Origin of the sequence: Xenorhabdus kozodoii (genome assembly GCF_002632875.1) — a bacterium.
Lineage (GTDB): Bacteria > Pseudomonadota > Gammaproteobacteria > Enterobacterales > Enterobacteriaceae > Xenorhabdus > Xenorhabdus kozodoii.
In genome coordinates this window covers 21,725-40,614 of the sequence record NZ_NJCX01000028.1, presented here as the reverse complement: position 1 = coordinate 40,614, position 18,890 = coordinate 21,725, and the positions used below count along the sequence as shown (strand labels likewise).

General features: G+C 38.6%; 18 protein-coding genes and 1 pseudogene. 11 read left to right on the top strand and 8 right to left on the bottom strand.

The features are described 5' to 3' along the window. Positions 1-1,256: 1,256 nt before the first annotated feature. Positions 1,257-2,342, bottom strand: coding sequence for a Replication protein (locus Xkoz_RS16455; RefSeq protein ID WP_244183495.1), 1,086 nt, complete (start codon positions 2,340-2,342; stop codon positions 1,257-1,259). 385 nt (positions 2,343-2,727) lie between these two features. Further along, positions 2,728-2,991, bottom strand: a complete 264-nt coding sequence (gene repA, locus Xkoz_RS16450) for a replication regulatory protein RepA (protein WP_099143106.1) — start codon at positions 2,989-2,991, stop codon at positions 2,728-2,730. Positions 2,992-4,223: 1,232 nt separating this feature from the next. On the opposite strand from repA, the gene Xkoz_RS16440 reads away from it, so the two are divergent. From Xkoz_RS16440 to Xkoz_RS16425, 4 genes are all read left to right on the top strand, one after another. Further along, complete coding sequence (locus Xkoz_RS16440; RefSeq protein ID WP_099143104.1) at positions 4,224-4,490, top strand: helix-turn-helix domain-containing protein; 267 nt, start codon at positions 4,224-4,226, stop codon at positions 4,488-4,490. Between the two features lie 439 nt (positions 4,491-4,929). Next, positions 4,930-6,147 carry an AAA family ATPase gene (locus Xkoz_RS16435; protein ID WP_099143103.1) on the top strand — a complete coding sequence of 406 codons (1,218 nt, stop codon included), beginning with the start codon at positions 4,930-4,932 and terminating at the stop codon, positions 6,145-6,147. Further along, entirely contained in the window at positions 6,137-7,117 is a 981-nt protein-coding gene (locus Xkoz_RS16430; RefSeq protein ID WP_099143102.1) for a ParB family protein, read from the top strand. The genes Xkoz_RS16435 and Xkoz_RS16430 overlap by 11 nt, the downstream gene beginning before the upstream one ends. 740 nt (positions 7,118-7,857) lie before the next feature. Beyond that, positions 7,858-8,547 (top strand): helix-turn-helix transcriptional regulator, encoded by a 690-nt coding sequence (locus Xkoz_RS16425; RefSeq protein ID WP_099143101.1) that lies wholly within the window; start codon positions 7,858-7,860, stop codon positions 8,545-8,547. On the opposite strand, the gene Xkoz_RS16420 is transcribed toward Xkoz_RS16425, so the two are convergent. Further along, positions 8,548-8,934 (bottom strand): cupin domain-containing protein, encoded by a 387-nt coding sequence (locus tag Xkoz_RS16420; protein WP_099143100.1) that lies wholly within the window; start codon positions 8,932-8,934, stop codon positions 8,548-8,550. A gap of 118 nt (positions 8,935-9,052) precedes the next feature. On the opposite strand from Xkoz_RS16420, the gene Xkoz_RS26155 reads away from it, so the two are divergent. The 4 genes from Xkoz_RS26155 to Xkoz_RS26150 all read left to right on the top strand — a co-directional run bounded on the left by Xkoz_RS26155 (position 9,053) and on the right by Xkoz_RS26150 (position 10,753). Beyond that, positions 9,053-9,190, top strand: a complete 138-nt coding sequence (locus Xkoz_RS26155; protein ID WP_425275097.1) for a recombinase family protein — start codon at positions 9,053-9,055, stop codon at positions 9,188-9,190. Continuing rightward, positions 9,177-9,413, top strand: coding sequence for a helix-turn-helix domain-containing protein (locus Xkoz_RS25205; RefSeq protein WP_339373903.1), 237 nt, complete (start codon positions 9,177-9,179; stop codon positions 9,411-9,413). Before Xkoz_RS26155 ends, Xkoz_RS25205 begins: the two co-directional genes overlap by 14 nt. A 627-nt stretch (positions 9,414-10,040) precedes the next feature. Continuing rightward, positions 10,041-10,481, top strand: a complete 441-nt coding sequence (locus Xkoz_RS16410) for an autoinducer binding domain-containing protein (protein WP_167386611.1) — start codon at positions 10,041-10,043, stop codon at positions 10,479-10,481. A gap of 29 nt (positions 10,482-10,510) precedes the next feature. After that, entirely contained in the window at positions 10,511-10,753 is a 243-nt protein-coding gene (locus Xkoz_RS26150) for a helix-turn-helix domain-containing protein (RefSeq protein ID WP_099143098.1), read from the top strand. Positions 10,754-11,118: 365 nt separating this feature from the next. On the opposite strand, the gene Xkoz_RS16400 is transcribed toward Xkoz_RS26150, so the two are convergent. The 5 genes and pseudogenes from Xkoz_RS16400 to Xkoz_RS16375 all read right to left on the bottom strand — a co-directional run. Continuing rightward, positions 11,119-11,679 carry a ferredoxin reductase domain-containing protein gene (locus Xkoz_RS16400; RefSeq protein ID WP_099143097.1) on the bottom strand — a complete coding sequence of 187 codons (561 nt, stop codon included), beginning with the start codon at positions 11,677-11,679 and terminating at the stop codon, positions 11,119-11,121. A 60-nt stretch (positions 11,680-11,739) separates the two neighbouring features. Continuing rightward, on the bottom strand, positions 11,740-12,894 hold the full coding sequence (locus tag Xkoz_RS16395) for an acyl-CoA dehydrogenase family protein (RefSeq protein WP_099143096.1): 1,155 nt from the start codon (positions 12,892-12,894) through the stop codon (positions 11,740-11,742). A gap of 9 nt (positions 12,895-12,903) precedes the next feature. Continuing rightward, positions 12,904-14,337 carry an FAD-binding oxidoreductase gene (locus Xkoz_RS16390; RefSeq protein WP_099143095.1) on the bottom strand — a complete coding sequence of 478 codons (1,434 nt, stop codon included), beginning with the start codon at positions 14,335-14,337 and terminating at the stop codon, positions 12,904-12,906. Between the two features lie 21 nt (positions 14,338-14,358). Further along, a complete protein-coding gene (locus Xkoz_RS16385; RefSeq protein ID WP_099143094.1) occupies positions 14,359-15,360 on the bottom strand; it encodes a GNAT family N-acetyltransferase in 1,002 nt (333 codons plus the stop codon). 682 nt (positions 15,361-16,042) lie between these two features. Next, a pseudogene (locus tag Xkoz_RS16375) lies at positions 16,043-16,198 on the bottom strand (transposase); the annotation flags it as partial. A 146-nt stretch (positions 16,199-16,344) separates the two neighbouring features. Here Xkoz_RS16375 and Xkoz_RS16370 point away from each other — a divergent pair. The 3 genes from Xkoz_RS16370 (at position 16,345) to Xkoz_RS16360 (ending at position 18,749) form a co-directional block, all read left to right on the top strand. Next, on the top strand, positions 16,345-16,926 hold the full coding sequence (locus Xkoz_RS16370) for a TetR/AcrR family transcriptional regulator (RefSeq protein WP_099143093.1): 582 nt from the start codon (positions 16,345-16,347) through the stop codon (positions 16,924-16,926). A 138-nt stretch (positions 16,927-17,064) separates the two neighbouring features. Beyond that, a complete protein-coding gene (locus Xkoz_RS16365; RefSeq protein WP_099143092.1) occupies positions 17,065-17,580 on the top strand; it encodes a cupin domain-containing protein in 516 nt (171 codons plus the stop codon). Continuing rightward, entirely contained in the window at positions 17,577-18,749 is a 1,173-nt protein-coding gene (locus Xkoz_RS16360) for an MFS transporter (protein WP_208615290.1), read from the top strand. The genes Xkoz_RS16365 and Xkoz_RS16360 overlap by 4 nt, the downstream gene beginning before the upstream one ends. The last annotated feature ends 141 nt before the right edge of the window (positions 18,750-18,890 follow it).

Sequence of the window (18,890 nt, the reverse complement as noted above, 5' to 3'; positions counted from 1 at the left end):
TTACCTCGTATTTTGTATAAGGATTCGACACCCATATAGCAAAGTCGGTAACTCTCAACCTTTCAAGGTTCAGTGTCAGATCACGTCGTGACTAATACAAATAAAATCTTAGCGCTAACTGAGTACCCATTTTTTTCTTCATCAACTTTGAACCTTATTGGGGAATGGGCAAAAATAGCCGAATGGTGAGCTAAAGGCGCAATTTGGACGTTGGTATCCCAGCATCAAAAATTAATGGGCCAGCTGGCAGTACGGTTGATAGTTCTCAGCTATAACGGCATAAACACCAATGTAGTGCCCCACAGATTTTTATGGTCTCCCAATGGCTGATTCCAGACATAACTGAATTGTCTAGGACAGGCCGAAAGCAGACAAAATGTGCGGGATTTGTGCGTAGAATCTAAAGACATGAACTCAGGCGACTAGCATAATTTCCGACCTCCAAGCTGACCCCGTAATGGTCACTCATGAGCGAAGCGAGTAGAAGGCGGCTCCTCAGTGTTACTGGAGACGTTGTAGCTGAACCGCCGAGCCAAACAAAATTTAACGGGGAGTGAAATACCCCCTATTCCTGCTAAGCCTAAAGATATTTCCTGTTGTATTTTGCTTCATTAGCCTTGCCGAAGGCACGCAGTGGTCACGCCGTAGGCGGGACTTATCTGCGCGTTAGCGGGCGTTTGCGACCGCTTACGGGGCGTTGACTTATTAGTTACAACGTCCTCTTTTCTTTTCCCAGCAGGGCATAAGGCCTGCTGGGAAAAGAAAAGAGGACGGAGATGAAGTTTTTGTTTTTTAAATTGGTTGATAAGGGGTCTAGTATGTTGTAATTAATTAGTTGTTATATTGTAGTATGTGGGTGGCGCGGCTAAAGCCGCTGCAAACGAAGTCCTTTTCTTATTTTTTTCTCTGTAGCTGCTTTTTTCTTTTACCTTTAACGAAGTGAAAGGTACTAACTTCGAGAGTTGATGCCGTTAGGCTCAACTCGATTTGTTATTCCTTATTTATAAGGCTAGTTTTGTTCAGAAATAAACTTCGAAATTAATTATTATTAACAGATAAAGTTCGAAATTAATTTAGGGATTTTTATGCGTAGCGGTGATTTTTACGCTGAAGTTGTGCTTCGGGAACGAAATAGTAAAAAACCAGGAAATAACTTGATGTGCTGCGCGCGCAAAAAACAACCAATAGGTGTTATCAAACAAACAGCAAAACCGCGCTCATGCACGGTAATGGTGAAATTGCATCCAAAAATCAGGTTATGTCAGTATGACGCGCTCTTGCTCAAGTAACAGACGATAAAATTGCTCAGAATTCTCACTTAACTGAGGGTGTTCTTGTTTTAATTTACACTTCGCAATATAGACCGCAACCGGTGTTGTTGTTTTTTCCCAATCTATAAACATACTCCTGTAAGGCTGCTCAGGTTTATTATTTTTTCGCAGGTTTGCCACCGCGCGTTGAGTGCAGTTCAGTTCCCCTTCCAGATTTTCTGGTGTTGGGGTATCCAACGCCGCCAGATTTCCTTCAATGTGTTTGATCACCTCGGCTTTCTGTTCCAGTAAATCCGGGGCCACCACTGAGCGCCGAATCTTTTTCAGCAACTGACGCAGTGCATGTTTATTTTTGAGGTCAATTCCTAACCGTTCCAGGCGCAATAAATGGCGCTGGTATTTTTTATCCAGGTTTTCAAGCTGACCACTTTTGATGGCCCAGTTCTGAAAATCGATCAGGCTCTGTCGAATTTCTTGACGGGGGATACCTTTAGATATGAAAAATTCAGGCTTCAGCCAGATACGCATCGGTTTATTTTGCCCTGTGTCCCTGTCTTTATCCCGCTGAACAACAATATGATTGAGTTGTTCAAGAACAGACAACGCATGTAATGCCACATCATAAGCTATCCGCCCATTATCATATTTATGCAACACCCCCATTGTTTCAGCAATGAATTCGAATGGAACCATGATTTCAAACAGGTAATCATGGCCTGGAAAAAAATCGGCATTCGCCACGAACGCCAGCGACAGTGAGGTTAGTGCCTCCCGGCTCTCAGAACGGGTGCAATTACGCATCGGTTTGGGCACAAAGTGCGGATTTTTACGCTCAGAATACGGCGTATACCCGTTTTGGCGCAAGGCGATAAGCTCCCTGTCCCGCCGCCAGTCATGACTTTTCAGGGTACGAGACAACCGTGCAGGTGTTCCTTTGGGGATATTGATATCCTGTTTCGGTGTGTTGCGCCGGTGAATTTTAGACTGCCCCCGCCGTAGGGCGTTGGATTCACCACGTCGGCAGCGAACAAGGCTACCGGAAGTTGATTGGGGGTGTTGATTTTTAAGCACAACCCCTGCACTTATGGCGGGGATCAAAAAGTTGCAATAGAAGTCTCATCGTTCTATACTCCTATGCAGAAACTACAAATTGATTTCTGCAAGTGAGCCCCATATATCTGATGCCCTCCGCCAAGATGACTACAGATTGTGGGGTTTCTTCTTTTTAACGGTTAGTTAATCATGTTATCAACTAACCGCATTTAGTCACCTTTCGGCGTGACTGACCAACGAAAAACCTTGATAAACTAGCACTGTGAAACAAAAAATTCAATAAACCTTTCTAATTGTTTTATTCTCACCAATAAACCATCTGAACTTATCAAAGAAATAAAATAACTAAACAAAAATTAAACAATATCAATATTAGCACCGGAAGGATGAACGCTCAAGAAAGTTATGAAGTAACCTTATTTATACTGTGATCTGCACCAGCTTTTTCTATCAAGCGACTAATCATCTCTCCCTGAGTTATCCCTTCGTCTTTGCACATATTTTGCAATTGAATCTTTAGATCATTAGATACATAAACCCTGATTAATTTGTCGTTTGCAGCCTTTCGGCGTGCAACAAAAGCCTGCTGTTTTTCAGCCTCAGTTAATGGATTACCTTTTCTATACGGGCGTTTTGAGGAAGAATTAGCTGTACTTGCCTGTGACATAGAACCTCCATGCGTTTAATTCAAAATCTACATATTGGCGAATAAATGAGTATATATCATAACCAGTTAACATGGGTTATTTCCGGATATATATATACAGGTAAATTGAGGTAAAAGTCACAACGCCAATTTGACGCTTTCTTGCCTAACCGTTAATATTTTTCTACAAAAATGATCCATCGCCTGTCAGGATCGCCTTCGGGTGGCGAAACAAAACTCCTGTAGCCTGAAAGGGAGAGCAATATTGCGGTACATCTGCACACTTTTGGAAGCAGATATCGTCTGACGATGAAAGTTATCCTGTCACTTTATACACGGGACAGGCTTATCACATATATTGAGCAGTTTTCTGCCACGTTCACCATAACCTTTTTACTTGTACGACTTTTACCTGCGCTTTAAATCACGCACGACAAATGTCCCGAAAACTTCGCGGCGTCACTTGCGTTTAAGCGAAGCGATTACCAAGTGGCGCCGCCGGGCGGCCAACGTCCAGAGCACGTCCGGTCTGGCTTTACGAACGATTCGAACCCCGTTTTACTCAGTGTCACCACTTTTCATTGGCATTTTTCTGCCTTAATTCACTTATTTCGTTTTTTTTTCACCCACCGCCTTGTAATAGGCTGATGCAATAAAGAAAGGAGATATCACACGTCACGAATAATGAGGCGTTCATCCTGATTGAATCAGGCACTGAACGGGGAGTACTCCACCGCCGTGCAGAGCACGTAGCGAACTCCTGCAAAAACTCAACATAACCCTCGCCCTGTATACACATTATCTGACGCACCACGGAATGGTGAACCTAACCGACACGCAGGGAAAATGTTTCTAAATAAGTAAAATGAGTCTGAAAAACAAAGGGGAATACGGATAGCAAAGTGATCACGAACGAGAATAAATAACAAAGATTGATTTAGCCGTCCGTTTTCTCCCCTGAGTTTGTGCGCTATTCAGAGGAGCTATAACCGTTAAACTTAGCAGTTCAGTTATTGAGTCTGATAAAACAATCAGTTAAAGTATTCCCGCCATTGGCAAATACCAATGGTCAGGGATTTGCACCCCTGAGTATCCAAACACTGGTAGGATGTTTCTGCCAGTGCGTTTGCTATCGCCCTTTCAATGGCGGTTCAGACGGGGGAGGCTTCGGTCTCGCCGGTGGATACTCCGGTAGTGCAAACCCTGTCTGAATCGCCACCATCAATATTAATTAATGGAAAGGAGTAGCAGGAATGAATAACAATGTTAGAAATGACTGGCATCAGGCCGACATTATTGCTGCATTACGCAAGCGTGGTACAACCTTAGCAGCACTCTCTCGTGAAGCCGGACTCAGTTCATCAACCCTCGCAAATGCACTCAGCAGACAGTGGCCTAAAGGCGAACGGATCATCGCTGACTATCTTGAAGTCCATCCCTCTGAAATATGGCCCAGCCGTTATTTTGATCAACGTGGTCAGCTTATTGAGCGTAAGATTCTCAGTAAGTCACAGGAATAACCCACCTTCGTTTTTTTAGCCAGTTTGTGAAAATGATAAATTTTGATCTAAAGCCGTAAGATTTAAATGGCAGCCTGATTTAGCCATTTTTAAACCTCACAGCTTTTTTGGTTTACTTTGACTTTGCAAAACCATATCCCCGTTTCTATGTTTACCAGCTCTTCTTTTTCATGTGGAATTTTATGATCTCTCAATAGCCCTCCTGATAAGCTGGTTAAGCCAAAACACAAAATCTCCCTCCCCTGAAATTGGTGCTAAATTTTGGCGATTTCACCCTGAAATTTTTCATAAAAAATAATTTAAAACAATAAGATAATCATGAAATTTCTATGGAGAAAAATAAGCAAAGTAAAGCGCTTTTCAATTTAAAAATTTTACATTTATAGTTTTATGTAGGATATTTAAATAAATTCCAAAAACCTACATATAAGGTGAAAATATGAATGAAGACTATAAACAATTAAACAAGGTTGCGCAAAGGTCAGTTCGTCTACTCCAGTCGCTCAGTGAGCAAATCCAAAGCCAAAAGCTGGAGCTGAGTAAAACAGCTTATTACCAAACGTATTCAAAAGCGGCTCTCGCAAAATTACCCAAGTTAACGCGTGCAAGCGTGGATTATGCCGTTAACGAAATGGAAGCGCAGGGATATGTATTTGGCAAAAAGCAAGCTGGCTCTTCATCCAAGTACGCAATGACAATTGAGAACATCATAGATCTGTACCATCACAGAGGCGTACCCAAATACCGTGATCGTTATCACGAAGCATTGACCTTCTTTATCGGTAACTTGAAGGGCGGAGTATCTAAAACCGTCAGTACAGTTTCTCTGGCACATGCACTACGCACCCATCCACACTTGATTTTCGAAGATCTTAGGATATTGGTTATCGACCTTGACCCACAAGCATCGGCCACCATGTTCCTCGATCATGAGCAATCTATCGGTTCCGTTGATACAACATCAGCTCAAGCCATGCTGCAAAACGTTTCACGTGAAGAGTTACTGTCTGAATTTATTACATCCTCAGTTGTCGCAGGCGTAGACATTATTCCTGCATCCATTGAAGATGCATTCATTGCATCACGTTGGGAAGAACTCTGCGCAGAACACTTGCCAAACCAGAACATCTATACCGTCCTTCGAGAGAACATCATCGACAAAGTGAAACATGATTACGACTTCATCTTTATCGACAGCGGACCTCACCTGGACTCTTTTCTGTCTAACGCGATCGCCGCAGCGGATTTTTTAATGACTCCTATCCCACCTGCACAGGTAGATTTCCACAGTACGCTGAAATATCTGGCTCGTTTACCAGAGCTGGTAGAGATAATCGAATCGACAGGCGCATCAACTCGCCTCAGCGGTAACATCGGTTTTATGTCCAAGTTAGTGAATAAAACCGATCACAAGCTGTGTCATAGCCTGGCAAAAGAAATTTTTGGTGGTGATATGCTTGATTTCGCTATCCCGCGTTTGGATGGATTCGAACGTTGCGGGGAGTCTTTTGATACCGTTATTTCTGCAAACCCAGCCACGTATATTGGCAGTGGCGAAGCGCTAAAGAATGCGAAAAGAGCAGCAGAAGACTTCGCCAAAGCAGTTTTTGATCGTATTGAATTCATCAGAGTCAACAGAGGCAAGAATGCAAAATAAAAAACGTCTAACCATTGGCAGAACATTTAATTCAGTATCCTTGGATACACCAGTAGAGAACCAAACTACAGAACAGCGTTTCACACTTGCCTCGGGTCAAACGGCCATGTTTCAGCTAGAGCACATTCCAGCCGACAAACTGGAGTCGGAGACTACCATTAATTTTTTAGTCAACGGCCGAGATCAAAGTGCACTGACAAAAGAATCTGTCAGCGACATAATACGCACTATCAGTCTTCAACAATTCTTCCCTGCAATCGGTCGTCGTATTGATGGAAAGATAGAAATTCTGGATGGCTCTCGCAGACGTGCCGCTGCTATTTTCTGTGGTGTTGGTTTAGATATCTTAGTCACGAACACCAACATCAGCTCCGATGACGCAAGACAACTTGCTGCAGATATCCAGACTGCAAGAGAGCACAATATTCGTGAAATCGGTCTGCGCCTGATCCAGCTGCGAGAAGCGGGTATGACCCAGAAAGAAATTGCTGAGTCTAATAATATGTCACAAGCTAAGGTGACTCGCGCAATTCAGTGTGCTTCAGTACCTAGCGATATTGTTGGCGTATTCCCTGTTATCGCAGAATTGAGCTATCCAGACTATAAAGCACTTTTAGACGTCACCATTAACATCAAGAAAAACAATCTTTCGATTGATGAAGTCGTCAGTTGTGTGCGTGATGAAGTCCAGAATATGGATAAAACCAAACCAGTTGCTCCCGACGAAATGAAATCGATCATCATCAAACTGTTTAAAGATTTCAGCAGTAACAACATAAAAAAAATCGCGCAAGAAAAGCGGCAAATAAGCTCTCTTTGGGATTTCAAAGATAAGAATTCTTTTGCCCGCAAACGGATTAAAGACAGATCCGTGAGCTTTGAATTTAACCGCGTACCAAAAGAATTCGAGGAGGAACTGGAAAAAATGATCCAAGTTTTGATGCAAAAACATTTCAATTCAAACGAGTAATTCTCCATACGATTTTATCGTATAACTAAATGAATTTATTCAGTTTATTTAAAAAATTTCAGGGTGAAATCGCCAAAGATTTCATGACAGAAGAGCGACTTATCAAAGGCTGGGATTTTAATTTCTATCAGACTCTGGCAGTGCATTGATGGCCTAGAGTGTGAATCGATATTCCTCTGCTATCCATCATGGCTCAGCTAAAAATAACCTGCAAACACAAAAGACGAAGAGAGCGTAAAAATCATACAATTCGCAGATATTGATAATTTCTCACATTCAATACGATTTTATTGAGAGGTTTTGATATCTGGCATGAACATTTATTGAGCTGGTAGAGGGTTGTTTTTACCCACAATAACCATATAAAAAATGTAAGATCCCGCCCTAAATTAGATTGTGAGTTGCATGATAGGGATTCTGTGGCCCCCCTAAGACGGAATCCCAAAAATGACAGTGTATTAACTATTGAATTAATTGCTTAGGCCACAGCGTCCGAACATCTCAATACATTGAATGATGACGGGGCGTACAATGTTTTGATGAAAAATTCACATAATCAATCCATCATTGCTAATTGATTTTATTATTGAATATTTTCACTTAAACCTTTAATAAATTTTATTATTGAATATTTTTAATTAGACATTTAATCTGAAAACGATAAACCATGAAGCTAGAGTAATATTATTTACTATTTAAATTATAAGTATGAAAACGAATAATTAATCAGAAGGTGGCGTATGAATTGTTCAGTAGAAAGTTTGATTAGGCCGCTAATAAAATTTTGGGAAATTAGTAATGATCCATGGGGTGCGAAAGATCATACCTCAAAATTTATATATGCTAATAAAAAATATCATAAATTACTCTCCCTTCCTAAAGGGTATGATGTAGAAGGTCATTTTGATGGTGAACTTCCAGCATCAACTGCCAATTTTCAGGATGAATTTCAGAAACACGACAGGAAAGTTGAAACATTATTAGATCGGGTCACCTCTATTGAAATTCATCCTTTTCAAAACCGCCCCTACCTTCAACCATGGTATTTCGATAAATTTCCATTAATTGATGAAAACGGGACATGCAGAGGAACCATTTTCCATGGAAGACCAGTAGATACGATAACACTAGAAAAGCTAAACAAAATAACTATGCAAACATCATTAGTTTTTACACCTCCATCAACGTTTTTTAGTAAAAGAGAATGGGAAATAGTGTTTTATATTCTGCAAGGGTTTTCCACTAAAGATATCGCTGAAAGGTTATTTCTGTCTTACAGAACAATCACCAATCACATCCAAAATCTGTATCAAAAAACAGGGGTGAAATGTAAGAAAGATTTGGTTGGATATTGTTATGAAAATAACATAGCTAACTATATCCCTGAAAGTTTTTTCAGGGAATCACTGTCTATCACTTTTGCAAAATAATTATTCACATATATCTGAAAAACATACCCTATCATGGGATAGATGGGACTCTGGGCATAAAAATATTAATTTTACATTTTCATAAGCGACAAGTTGATGTGCTGTATTTGGATAAATACAAAAAATATCCCCCTGAGAAAATCGCCTTTTTTGTATATTATGAACTTCATTGTCTGATCCTTTACCTGTCCAAATTTCCCCATCTCCAGAAAGTATTATATACCATTCCTCTCCGATACTGTGGTTATGACACCCAACTCTCTTTCCTGCATTAATAACCGTCGCATAAGCATTTAGTCCTTCTTTTTTTATCATCTGTCTAACTGAAATACCAACCGCATTATCTTTGATAGCCTCTTCTGTAGAAAAACTCGCAAACTCTATCACAATTACATCCTTATATTTTTAATATGAGTATTTTTTACTCTGTTAAGTAATGTATTAAAATTTAACATTAATACATATACAAGAAAATAAATTTTTACAACTATCATGATTTTTTCTCATTTATTTTAAAAATATTACTCTTTTTGCTTACACCAGGGAAAATATTGATTTGGTCGTTCTGAACCAAAATATTGATACCCAAACTCCAACGGGACGTCTTATGTTCAACATACTAAGCCTCCATCGCGGAGTTTGAAAACGATTTACGCAGTGAACGTCAAGCGGAAAGGATAGCCAAAGCGAAAGAAAATGGTGTCAGATTCGGGCGTCCCGCTAAATTAACGGAGACCCTACGAAAGGATACTTATCTCCGCCGTCAATCTGGTTCTACGATTGGCCAGTTGGCAAAGAAGTTCAAACTCGGCGAAGCGACAATCTACCATGTTTTGAACGCATTTAAGCGCACTGACAACTCGTAGCATTCACAAAGTTTACAGATCTGGGGGTTCTTCCACAGAACCCGATCTAAATATCTTGTGAGTTAATAATTTGATTTCATAGGTTTTAATTAGGAGTTTAATTATTCTATACCACATAGTTATAAATTCAGTGAGGAATGTCGGATGTACGGTATTCTATTAATTATTATTTAATAACTAAATTGAGATATAACCATGTAAAATATTAACATATTAGTTAGGTTTTTATTTTGCTAACTAAAAATTGGCTCTATTAAATTATTATGAATGTTTGCTGCTCATAAATTACTCACTGGTTAATGATCGCGTTTATATTCGAATAGGTTAAGGTTATTAACCTGCAAAACATTTAGAACGGAGTTTAATCACAGAAAACCGCATATCTCTGAATTATATGGTGATGTAAACTTTCTCCGGATTAATATTAAACGTAACTTCGCAGCTATATCTGTAATACACTGATTCTAAATAATTTGCATAAAATAATTAAGCATAACACGTATCCGTATAAACCATTACTGATGTTAATTAATTTATTTTCGTAAATTTCTCACATTTTAGATATGCATGGTTTTTTTCTCAACATGAAATACCAAGCCACAATAATTATTCTCTATGGAGTTAGTAATGGATAACGTTTCAAACCTTATATCATTAGAATTTTCTGCAGAAATCCAAAGTATTGTTGAATCAATGGGGATGACAAACTATTCCTACGTTATACAATCAAAGAGGAATGACCTAGATCCTTTGATCATCTCAAACTTCCCAAATTATTGGCTTTCAAGATATAGAGAGCAATCATTTCATATAATCGACCCTATAATGATATTCGCCAAAAATAGCATTCAGCCTTTCCGGTGGAAAGATGACAGTGGTTCAGTATTTGAACATGTAAAAAACTTACAGATCAATCCAATAAATATAGAAGGTGCATTTAATGGATATACGATTCCATTACATGATCATAAAGACAATGTTCTTGCATTTAGCTTTTGTCAACTTGGTAAAAATACAGGGCGCAGAGTAATTTTCAATAAAAAATACATTCTATTCACGAGGAGATAATTTCTATTCATCAGAGTATTTTATTATTTATGGAATCAAATCTATACTCTGATTACAGACCTACCTCAGTATTACTTACCAAGAGAGAGAGCCAGATTCTCTTTTGGGTTAGTCAAGGGAAAACTTATTATGAAATTGGAGTTATTTTATCTATTAGTGAATCTACAGTAAAATTCCATGTTGGCAATATTTTTAAAAAACTAGGTACGGTAAATATGAAGCAATCCCTTAAGTTTGCTTCATATCACATTGAAAATATTCAATATAAATAAATTACATCCAAAAACAAGAAATAAAATATAAATGAAAAATTAATAAATTGAGCTTACTAAAATTAATCACCAAATATTTGGTTGATAGAAGCTTTATTTTTCAAATGAAATACATGGCGAGTTGCGAGATCAATTATTCTATCCCCAACAATATAAATGTCAAATGCAGACATATCTTGATGTAAATTGGATATGCTGCTCAATACTCTACCCAGGGTGCGAGCACACTATTTTAGCCACCTTTTAAAGATTATTATTTTTCAAAATGACCATTTCATGGTGTTTAAATCGAGCAAAATACAGACAACCGAACAATTCTTTAACTTTTATAGGAGACTATAGAGTTAGAGAATAAAATTTACATTTTAAGGGAAAATATTAACCAAAGTATGCTCGCGCCCTGATACTCTACCAATGTCATACTTACTTTTTGTGTTGTCACGATAATGAAAAACTTGACACTTGAATCTCTCTGGTAACGAGTTAATTAAATAAAGTTCATATATACTTTCTTTGCTTTGCATTATCCAATAAAAATATACTTCTCTTGATGAGTTTGATAATGCTTCTGATAGCAAAATAGATCGCGCATATGAAAAACCAGATCCAAAAGCAACAATAAGCATACTTCTGTCAGAAGTAGCACGTAGCCACGCATTCCCACTTGCCTGACTAATCTTCACTTCATTTCCTACTTTTAATTTCCTAATAATACTATTACTATTTTTAGTATCAGATATATGTAACTCAATATTTCTTCCGCAATTAATAAGTGAGGCTATAGAAAAATATCCCGACTTCCCACAAGGAAGTACCATTTCAATGTATTGACCTGCTTTAAAAATAAAGGGATGAGAAAACGATAGAACTATTCGATAAATATAATCATTTAATGGTTCAATATTAATTATCATAGCGACGAACACAGGAACTACCTCGTAAGTTGCAACTGGTGCTAACCGTTATAGCACCAGCTATAATTGAGCTTAAATGAAGAGATTGTTCGACTTTCCCTCCAACAAGTACTGGCCGCATTGTTGGAGTATTGAATCACTTGCTACTGCGTGCTGGCAAATAGTGTAACTATCACGTAACCATCTGTCTAAAGGAGATTCATTTTTATAAATAGATGCTCCTCCATTAAGATCGTAAAGCTCTGCTATAATTTTTCGAACTGTTTTAAATGCATTATGACGAGCCAAAGCGGGACGAACTCTAAGCTCTTCATCATCACCTTTCTTCTCTATCAAAGCATCCCATTGTTCTGACAAAGATGAATATACGGCACAACGTGCTGCATAGAGATCTATTTCACATTTTGCGATTACTGACTGGACTCGAGGGCTCAGCCTCCAGGAAACAGACAAAGAACGATCATATTTTTTATCTACTAGCCCCTTAATGTAGTCAATAGCAGCCCTTGCCATTCCTAAAGGAATGCCTGACATATTCCTTAAAATTGCATCAGGTGTATCGAACAAAGGTCCAGAGCGATGGGGTTCTAAAAAACTGAAACTATGCTCATAAGGAACAAACATATTCTTAGCAGAATAATCCCTACTTCCACTCCCTGCTAGGCCAGTAGTAAACCAGTTGTCTTTGAGATGATATTCACTTGGCTTAGCTAGCATCACCCGCCAAATCGGCTTTTCATTTTCGTCCAACAATTTTGTACCGTTCCTGTAAACAAAGCATCCAGCACTTAATATGTTGCAATGGCTAAGTCCACTACCGAATCGCCAATTCCCACTAACTAAATAACCACCGGGTACTTCTTCGGCAATACCTTGTGGATGAATCCAACCAGCAGTGATGGTATTTATGGTGAATAATTTTTTTGCAACTTCTTCGTTTAAATAACCTGAATAAATACCTGAGTCACTACCGATCATAGCGCACCAAGCCACTGCAGGATCGCCAATAGCTAATTGCTCGATAACTTGTGTTTGTTGTGCTGAAGTGAGTTCAAGGCCTCCCCAACTTTTTGGGAAGTTCATTTTAAAAACACCAATAGCTTTAAGCTGGGCAATAACATCATCAGTAAGCCGTCGTTCGGTTTCAAATATTGAACTTAAAACTGGTAGACTGGATGTCAATGACTTGGTAACTTCCAGTATATGTTCGAATGTTTTGATGTTCATTTTATTCTCCTATAGATAACGGTCATTGCTGATAATGTTTTGTGGATCAATTAACGACTTCAACTCCCGGATAAAATCGTTTTCGCTGTCGCTCGGCGTTATTTTTGAAGCCCACTCAGAGTGATTCACCCCTAGTCGATAAGGAATAAAACCATTCTCTTGGAATTTCTCATGCAGAAGATCCAGAGCATGTAAAGTTCGTGGTTGCTCTTCTGATTTTTTGTTGAACGCAATAGAAATAACAAGGTCAATAACTCCCTCATTAAGTGCGTTTATGGTAGCTCCACATAAAATTCCAGATTCAGCGTGAATTTCATCTATGATCTCATATGCTTTTAGAAGTGCATCAGGTGTAAATGGGAGCAGGGGTAAAAAGAATATCCAACCATTATCTGTTTTATCTATCATGTCATGCTTGGCTCCGAGTGTTTTTTTGAGAAGAACATCATTAAAACTGGTATCACCAACGTGAGCAGCCTCAACAAGGTTGGCGATGATATCAGAACCAGGATAATGATCTTCGTTAACTTGGCTTGCTACTGCATTAGAAAAAATATCGGAAATTTCACAATACTCCAAAATATGTTGTGTTTTCGCATAAACATCTTTTTCAAGCCCATCAATACACATGTGAACTGTATACGTACTATCTATTCCGCCATAAGTGGTATTAGCCGTTGAATCGTATATTTTCAGTACACCACTGTTTACACGATTACTAACCCAGTGCTGCAAAGTTGTAATTACAGGAATGAGATTACTGCGTGAAAAGTTAAACCGAAGTATGTTTGTCAATTCAGGTCTGGAATGTAATTTGACAACACCTGCTGTCACAATACCAAAACTAGATTGTGCAAAGAATTGAACGAGCGATGGGCCAACACCGTGTGAATATATGGCAGTATGCTGTTCAGTAGGCCACCAACCGACTCGTATGATTTTTCCATTCGGCAGAATGACCTCTAGTCCAACCAAATCTTCTGTTCGTTGATGCCGGAGTCCTACTCCGCGATCTAATGCATTACCGAGGAAACTGGAATACGCTGAAGATGCCGTTATATTTATCATCTTCCCAGTGCCTTTTAGCAGAGTGGATAATTGTCCTTGGGTAACTCCAGGTTCAACAATAGCCCAACCTTGCTCTATGTTTATTTTGCGGATAGCATTTATATTGTCGAGTTCAATAAGGTAAGAGCCATCGGCGATATCTTCCTTTGATCCCAACCCCCAATTATAACCAATGCTTATTGGATGAAGTCTCGTACCAGAGTATTTCTTGGCTTCATTAACTATCTGAGAGAGAGCAGTCAGTGAATTTGGTCGGAAAATTCCTTTGATTTTACGTTTATAAAAGTTGCTTACGTTATCAGGTAAGTAGTTAACGTTGATGACGCAATTGTCACCAATCCTAGCAGCTACGTGCTGTAAAAAATCATTTTTCATTGAGTACCTCAGTAGTATGAATTAACTACGTGTGATCACAGGATTAAGTTTGATGAAGCTGAGTTGATCACTGAAAGTGCCATCACTATTTATCAACCGGCCCTGGCATATACTCTCTTGAATATAACCGGCTTTTATTGCAGCTTTTTTAGAAGCGATATTTCCAGCTTTAACTCCAAGCTCGATTCTGACAAATCCTGCTGAATTGAATGCCCACTCGGTAAATATATTTAAAGCGCGACTGGCATAACCAAGTCCACGATAATCTAGAAAAATACCGTAGCCAACATCTGCAACTTTGGGAGGAATAACAGGACGAAGGCTTATATAGCCAACAGCATTGCCGCTAACATTTTCAAAAATAGTGAGAGACATTTTTTCGCCAAGCAACCATTTCAGTTTTGCGAGCTTTGCTTCTTTTTCTATAGCTTCGTAACTTTTATCAGGATAAATAGACCAATGGCGGGTTACAGGATCATACTGATTCTGATACAAAATGAGGCTATCGCTTTTATCAGTGATGCGAAGTGTCAAAGTACCATCAGAAATCCCTCCATCTGGTAATTGGACGAATGGGTGTGGTGTATGTGAATGTGAATGTGAATGTGAATGTGTATTGTTTGATATAACTAATTGAACCAAATCAATTATATTTCCACTTTCATCAATTCTTGACGTAAGTCCGCCAAAAATAAACCCAGCTTGGAATGCATCAGCAATCAAATCAATGTGATCAGCATTGATTACTGTGCAAATTGTTTTTCCAGAATCAGATAGTTCATTGAAAATAGCTAGTTGACAGGTATATCCTGTCGTGACTTCACCTGTATTTGCATGAAGAAAGTAATGATTTATCACTTCTTGGGAAAAAACAGTTGGGCTAAAAATGGATGTAATACCTTCTATTTCAATCAAATAAGTAGGTAAATTAGTTTTAGAGAGAAATGAAATTACCTTTTGAGCCTCTGCTCGTATTTGTTTCTTTATTGGTGAGATTATGAGCTCGGAATGGGATATCAGCATGATTTAGCCTATTACGATAAAATAGATGTTTAACAATGATCATTAGGATGATATATCTCAGTAAGGCAGAATAAACCTATCCGATCGGATAGGTTTATTATTGGTGCATCTGTGGTGAGAACACCCAGCAAGGGTGTTCTCCGTGACTTCAATGCAAACAGTAACAGCCGTATACGAAACCGTATGTACGGTGGAGGCGTCTATGTATGTGAGAGAACGGCGGGAATGATCCCGCCTCGATAACTCTATATGTGTGAGTATGCAGGTTTTTCCTAGCTAATTTTATAAATATCAATCAACTAACTTTCGTTTAAGTTATTTCTGTTAATGCGGTAGAACAGTTTGCCGACTATAAGGAAAATCATATTTTTGAGCCTGCCAAGTTACTATTAATCCAACCAATAACAATAGGCATGTAGCTCAAGGAAGTGAAGACACCCCGCTGGTTTCAAGAAGTATTCCTCCTATAATGCCACCACCCACAATAGCTAAGTTCCAAACCGTAACAACTATGGATTGAGCTACATCAGCACCATCTGCAGAAGCTGTTTGTAACAATGTTGCCACGCCACCAAATGTTAATCCACACAGAGCTACACCTAACTCAACAACCACCGACTAAAGTCGGTGGGTTAGTGATTAACGGACTGAAAGTCCGGATACGCATCGGCTGAACGATGCGTCAATTGTCCATCCTGAAGTGATCATCCGGGTTCGGTTCAAAGTGATGTTCCAAATAGGCCTTTATCATCTCATCTGTTAACTGACCCACCGTTGCACAAAAATAGCCTCTACCTCAAAAATGCTGACCCCAGTAACGCTTTTTCAGATGCGAAAAGGAAAATAAACGAACTCATTTTTGCTTGAGATTTCGCTGTTAATACGACAGATCCCATAGCTCCTGTTTATTGGTTTTTAATTGTTGACTGTTCGTTACAAAAGTAATATATATAAAAAATAAACATAATTTAGAGGTGTTCTTAGATGAGAGGTAGGCCAAAAGAGTACGACAGCGTCGATGTTCTAGATTCTGCTATGGATGTCTTCTGGACTCATGGTTATGAGGCTAGCTCCACCAAAAAGCTATGTGAAAAAACTGGTATTGGGTCTGGTAGTTTGTACCACGCTTTTGGTAGTAAGCAAAAATTATATGAGCAAGTTTTACGCCGTTATCACGAATTAGGATTTGAAATCCAGAAAAGCATTTTAAATGACATAGGTTCAGTAAAAGAAAGGCTTAAGGCATTCTTGTTGTGGGGAATTACTGCTGATCTTGAATCTGATACACACCGAGGTTGTATGGCGTTGCACTCAGTTTTTGAGCGAAATAATAAAGATCCTGTCGTAGAACATATTAATCGCCACTACGTTACTAAAATAGAAGTTGCTCTATCACAACTAATAAAAGAGGGAATGGATAATAATGAAATATCTAAGAAACGTTCTGTGATAGAGGTAACCAGAGCTTTTTTAGCTAGTTATTATGGTCTTCTTATCCTTAGACAGTCTATGCCTGAGAAAGAGTATCTAAATGATGTAATCGAAGGCATTGTGTCAGGTCTTTAGTCTAGAAATCAATATAATTTTTTTATCTATTTTTGTAATAATCAATAAAAAATTGGATTTTGAATATTAACTTTTTTTTGTGAAATTCACTTATATCTAGTTTTATATTGAACGATAAAAAATACATGGAGCAAGAAAATGAAGAATGCTGTTCATCATGAAAAAGACACTTTACCTAGTGAAAACCAAACTGCTTTACACCTACGAACAGGTGAAGGAAAAGCGGTTTGGATGAATGGAGATCTGTATACACAATTAATAGATACAGAAGAAACATGCGGGAGAGTATCAATACTTGAAGCCACAATTCCACCAGGAGGTGGTCCTCCGAGGCATAACCATGAAAATGAAGATGAGATTTTTTATGTGACATACGGGAGTCTTGAAATATCAGCTGGTGAGCAAACCTTCACTGCTACAGCTGGAAGCCTAGTGTTTGTTCCGCAAGGAATGATGCATGGTTTTAGAAATACAACAAGAGATTTTGCAAAACAATTGCTGATTTTTACTCCAGGAGGATTTGAACGATTTTTCTTTGAAGTGGGGTTAACTGCACAAGCTGGTCGTCCGATTCCTGAAGTTTCCAACACTAATCAGGAATTCGCTCGTGTGATAGGAGCAAAGTATGGTTCATATCAAGAGGTGAAAATTTGAAACGCTATTTATATATTTTAATGATGGCAATTCTTATTGTCACAATGAGCGAATTACAAACTGCTGGAATGTTACCTAGCATTGCGACTGATCTTAATGAATCAATAAGCCGTGTAGGGCTTCTGGTGTCAATTTATGCACTAGGAATGGCCATAGGGGCTCCTGTCATAACATTTTTTTTACGCCGTCAACCACCACGTCTAGCATTATCCTGTGTTATCGCTGGATATGCTGTGATCGAATTAGTAGCGCCTGTAGTACATCAATATTGGTGGTTGGCATTGGCTCGTCTGATTACTGGCTGTTTGTCTGGAGCAACCTTCGGCCTATCTATAATAATTGCAGCACGTTTAGCTCCATCTCCGTCTCAAATTGGGCGTGGGGTTTCTATTGTGTTAAGTGGTTTAACAATGGGAACAGTCATTGGTCTGCCGATGAGTCACTATATAGCTAGTCAGTGGGACTGGCAAGCATGTTTTTATCTACTAGGAGTTGCTGCATTAGTTATTAGTCTCATTGTAGCTAAGGGTTTACCTGATTTTGAAAAAGCATCTGAAGGTGAGTCTGCCGAGGATCTGCGTAATTTAAGATCACCAAAGCTGTGGTTATGCTATCTTGTTAGTTTTCTTACCATTGGGGCAGCATATGGTTCCTTTTCTTTTTTTACTCCTTTGTTGCAAGAAAATGCAGGCTTCAGTTCAGATGCAACTACTGCAATTCTCTTAGGCTATGGTATCTGCACTGTTATTGGTAATTTAATTGTAGGACGATTTGCCGATGCACATCCAGTCGGCGTTCTGATAACTGGACATTCAATTCTGTTTGTTGCACTAATTAATTTATCTTTATTTAGTCATGTGAAAACAATAACTCTAGTTATGGTTCTTATTGTTGGATTAATAGGAATTTCTATGAATCCCGCTTTAGTAACACGAGTTACTAAAGCGGGAGGAACTGGGTATCTAGTCACCACTGTTCATACTACTTTAGTAACCTTAGGTGTAACGTCAGGAACCACATTCAGTTCATTTACCATGGGTATTTTTGGTGAAAATCCCGTAGTTGCCACTTGGACAGGCGCAGTTTTGGTTGTTTTTGTCTTATGTGTGCTTATCTTACAACAAATTCTTTTTAAAAAAGAAAATGAAACATTATTAAAAACAAATTAAGAATAAGTAATATAAATATATTTATAGTCAATGATAATAAGTGGCAATCTATATCACCAAAAAATTAAGAGCTTATAAATTTTTCAGTCACATCAAGCTAGAATTAAATCACTATTAGTTTAATAGAATATGGAGACATAA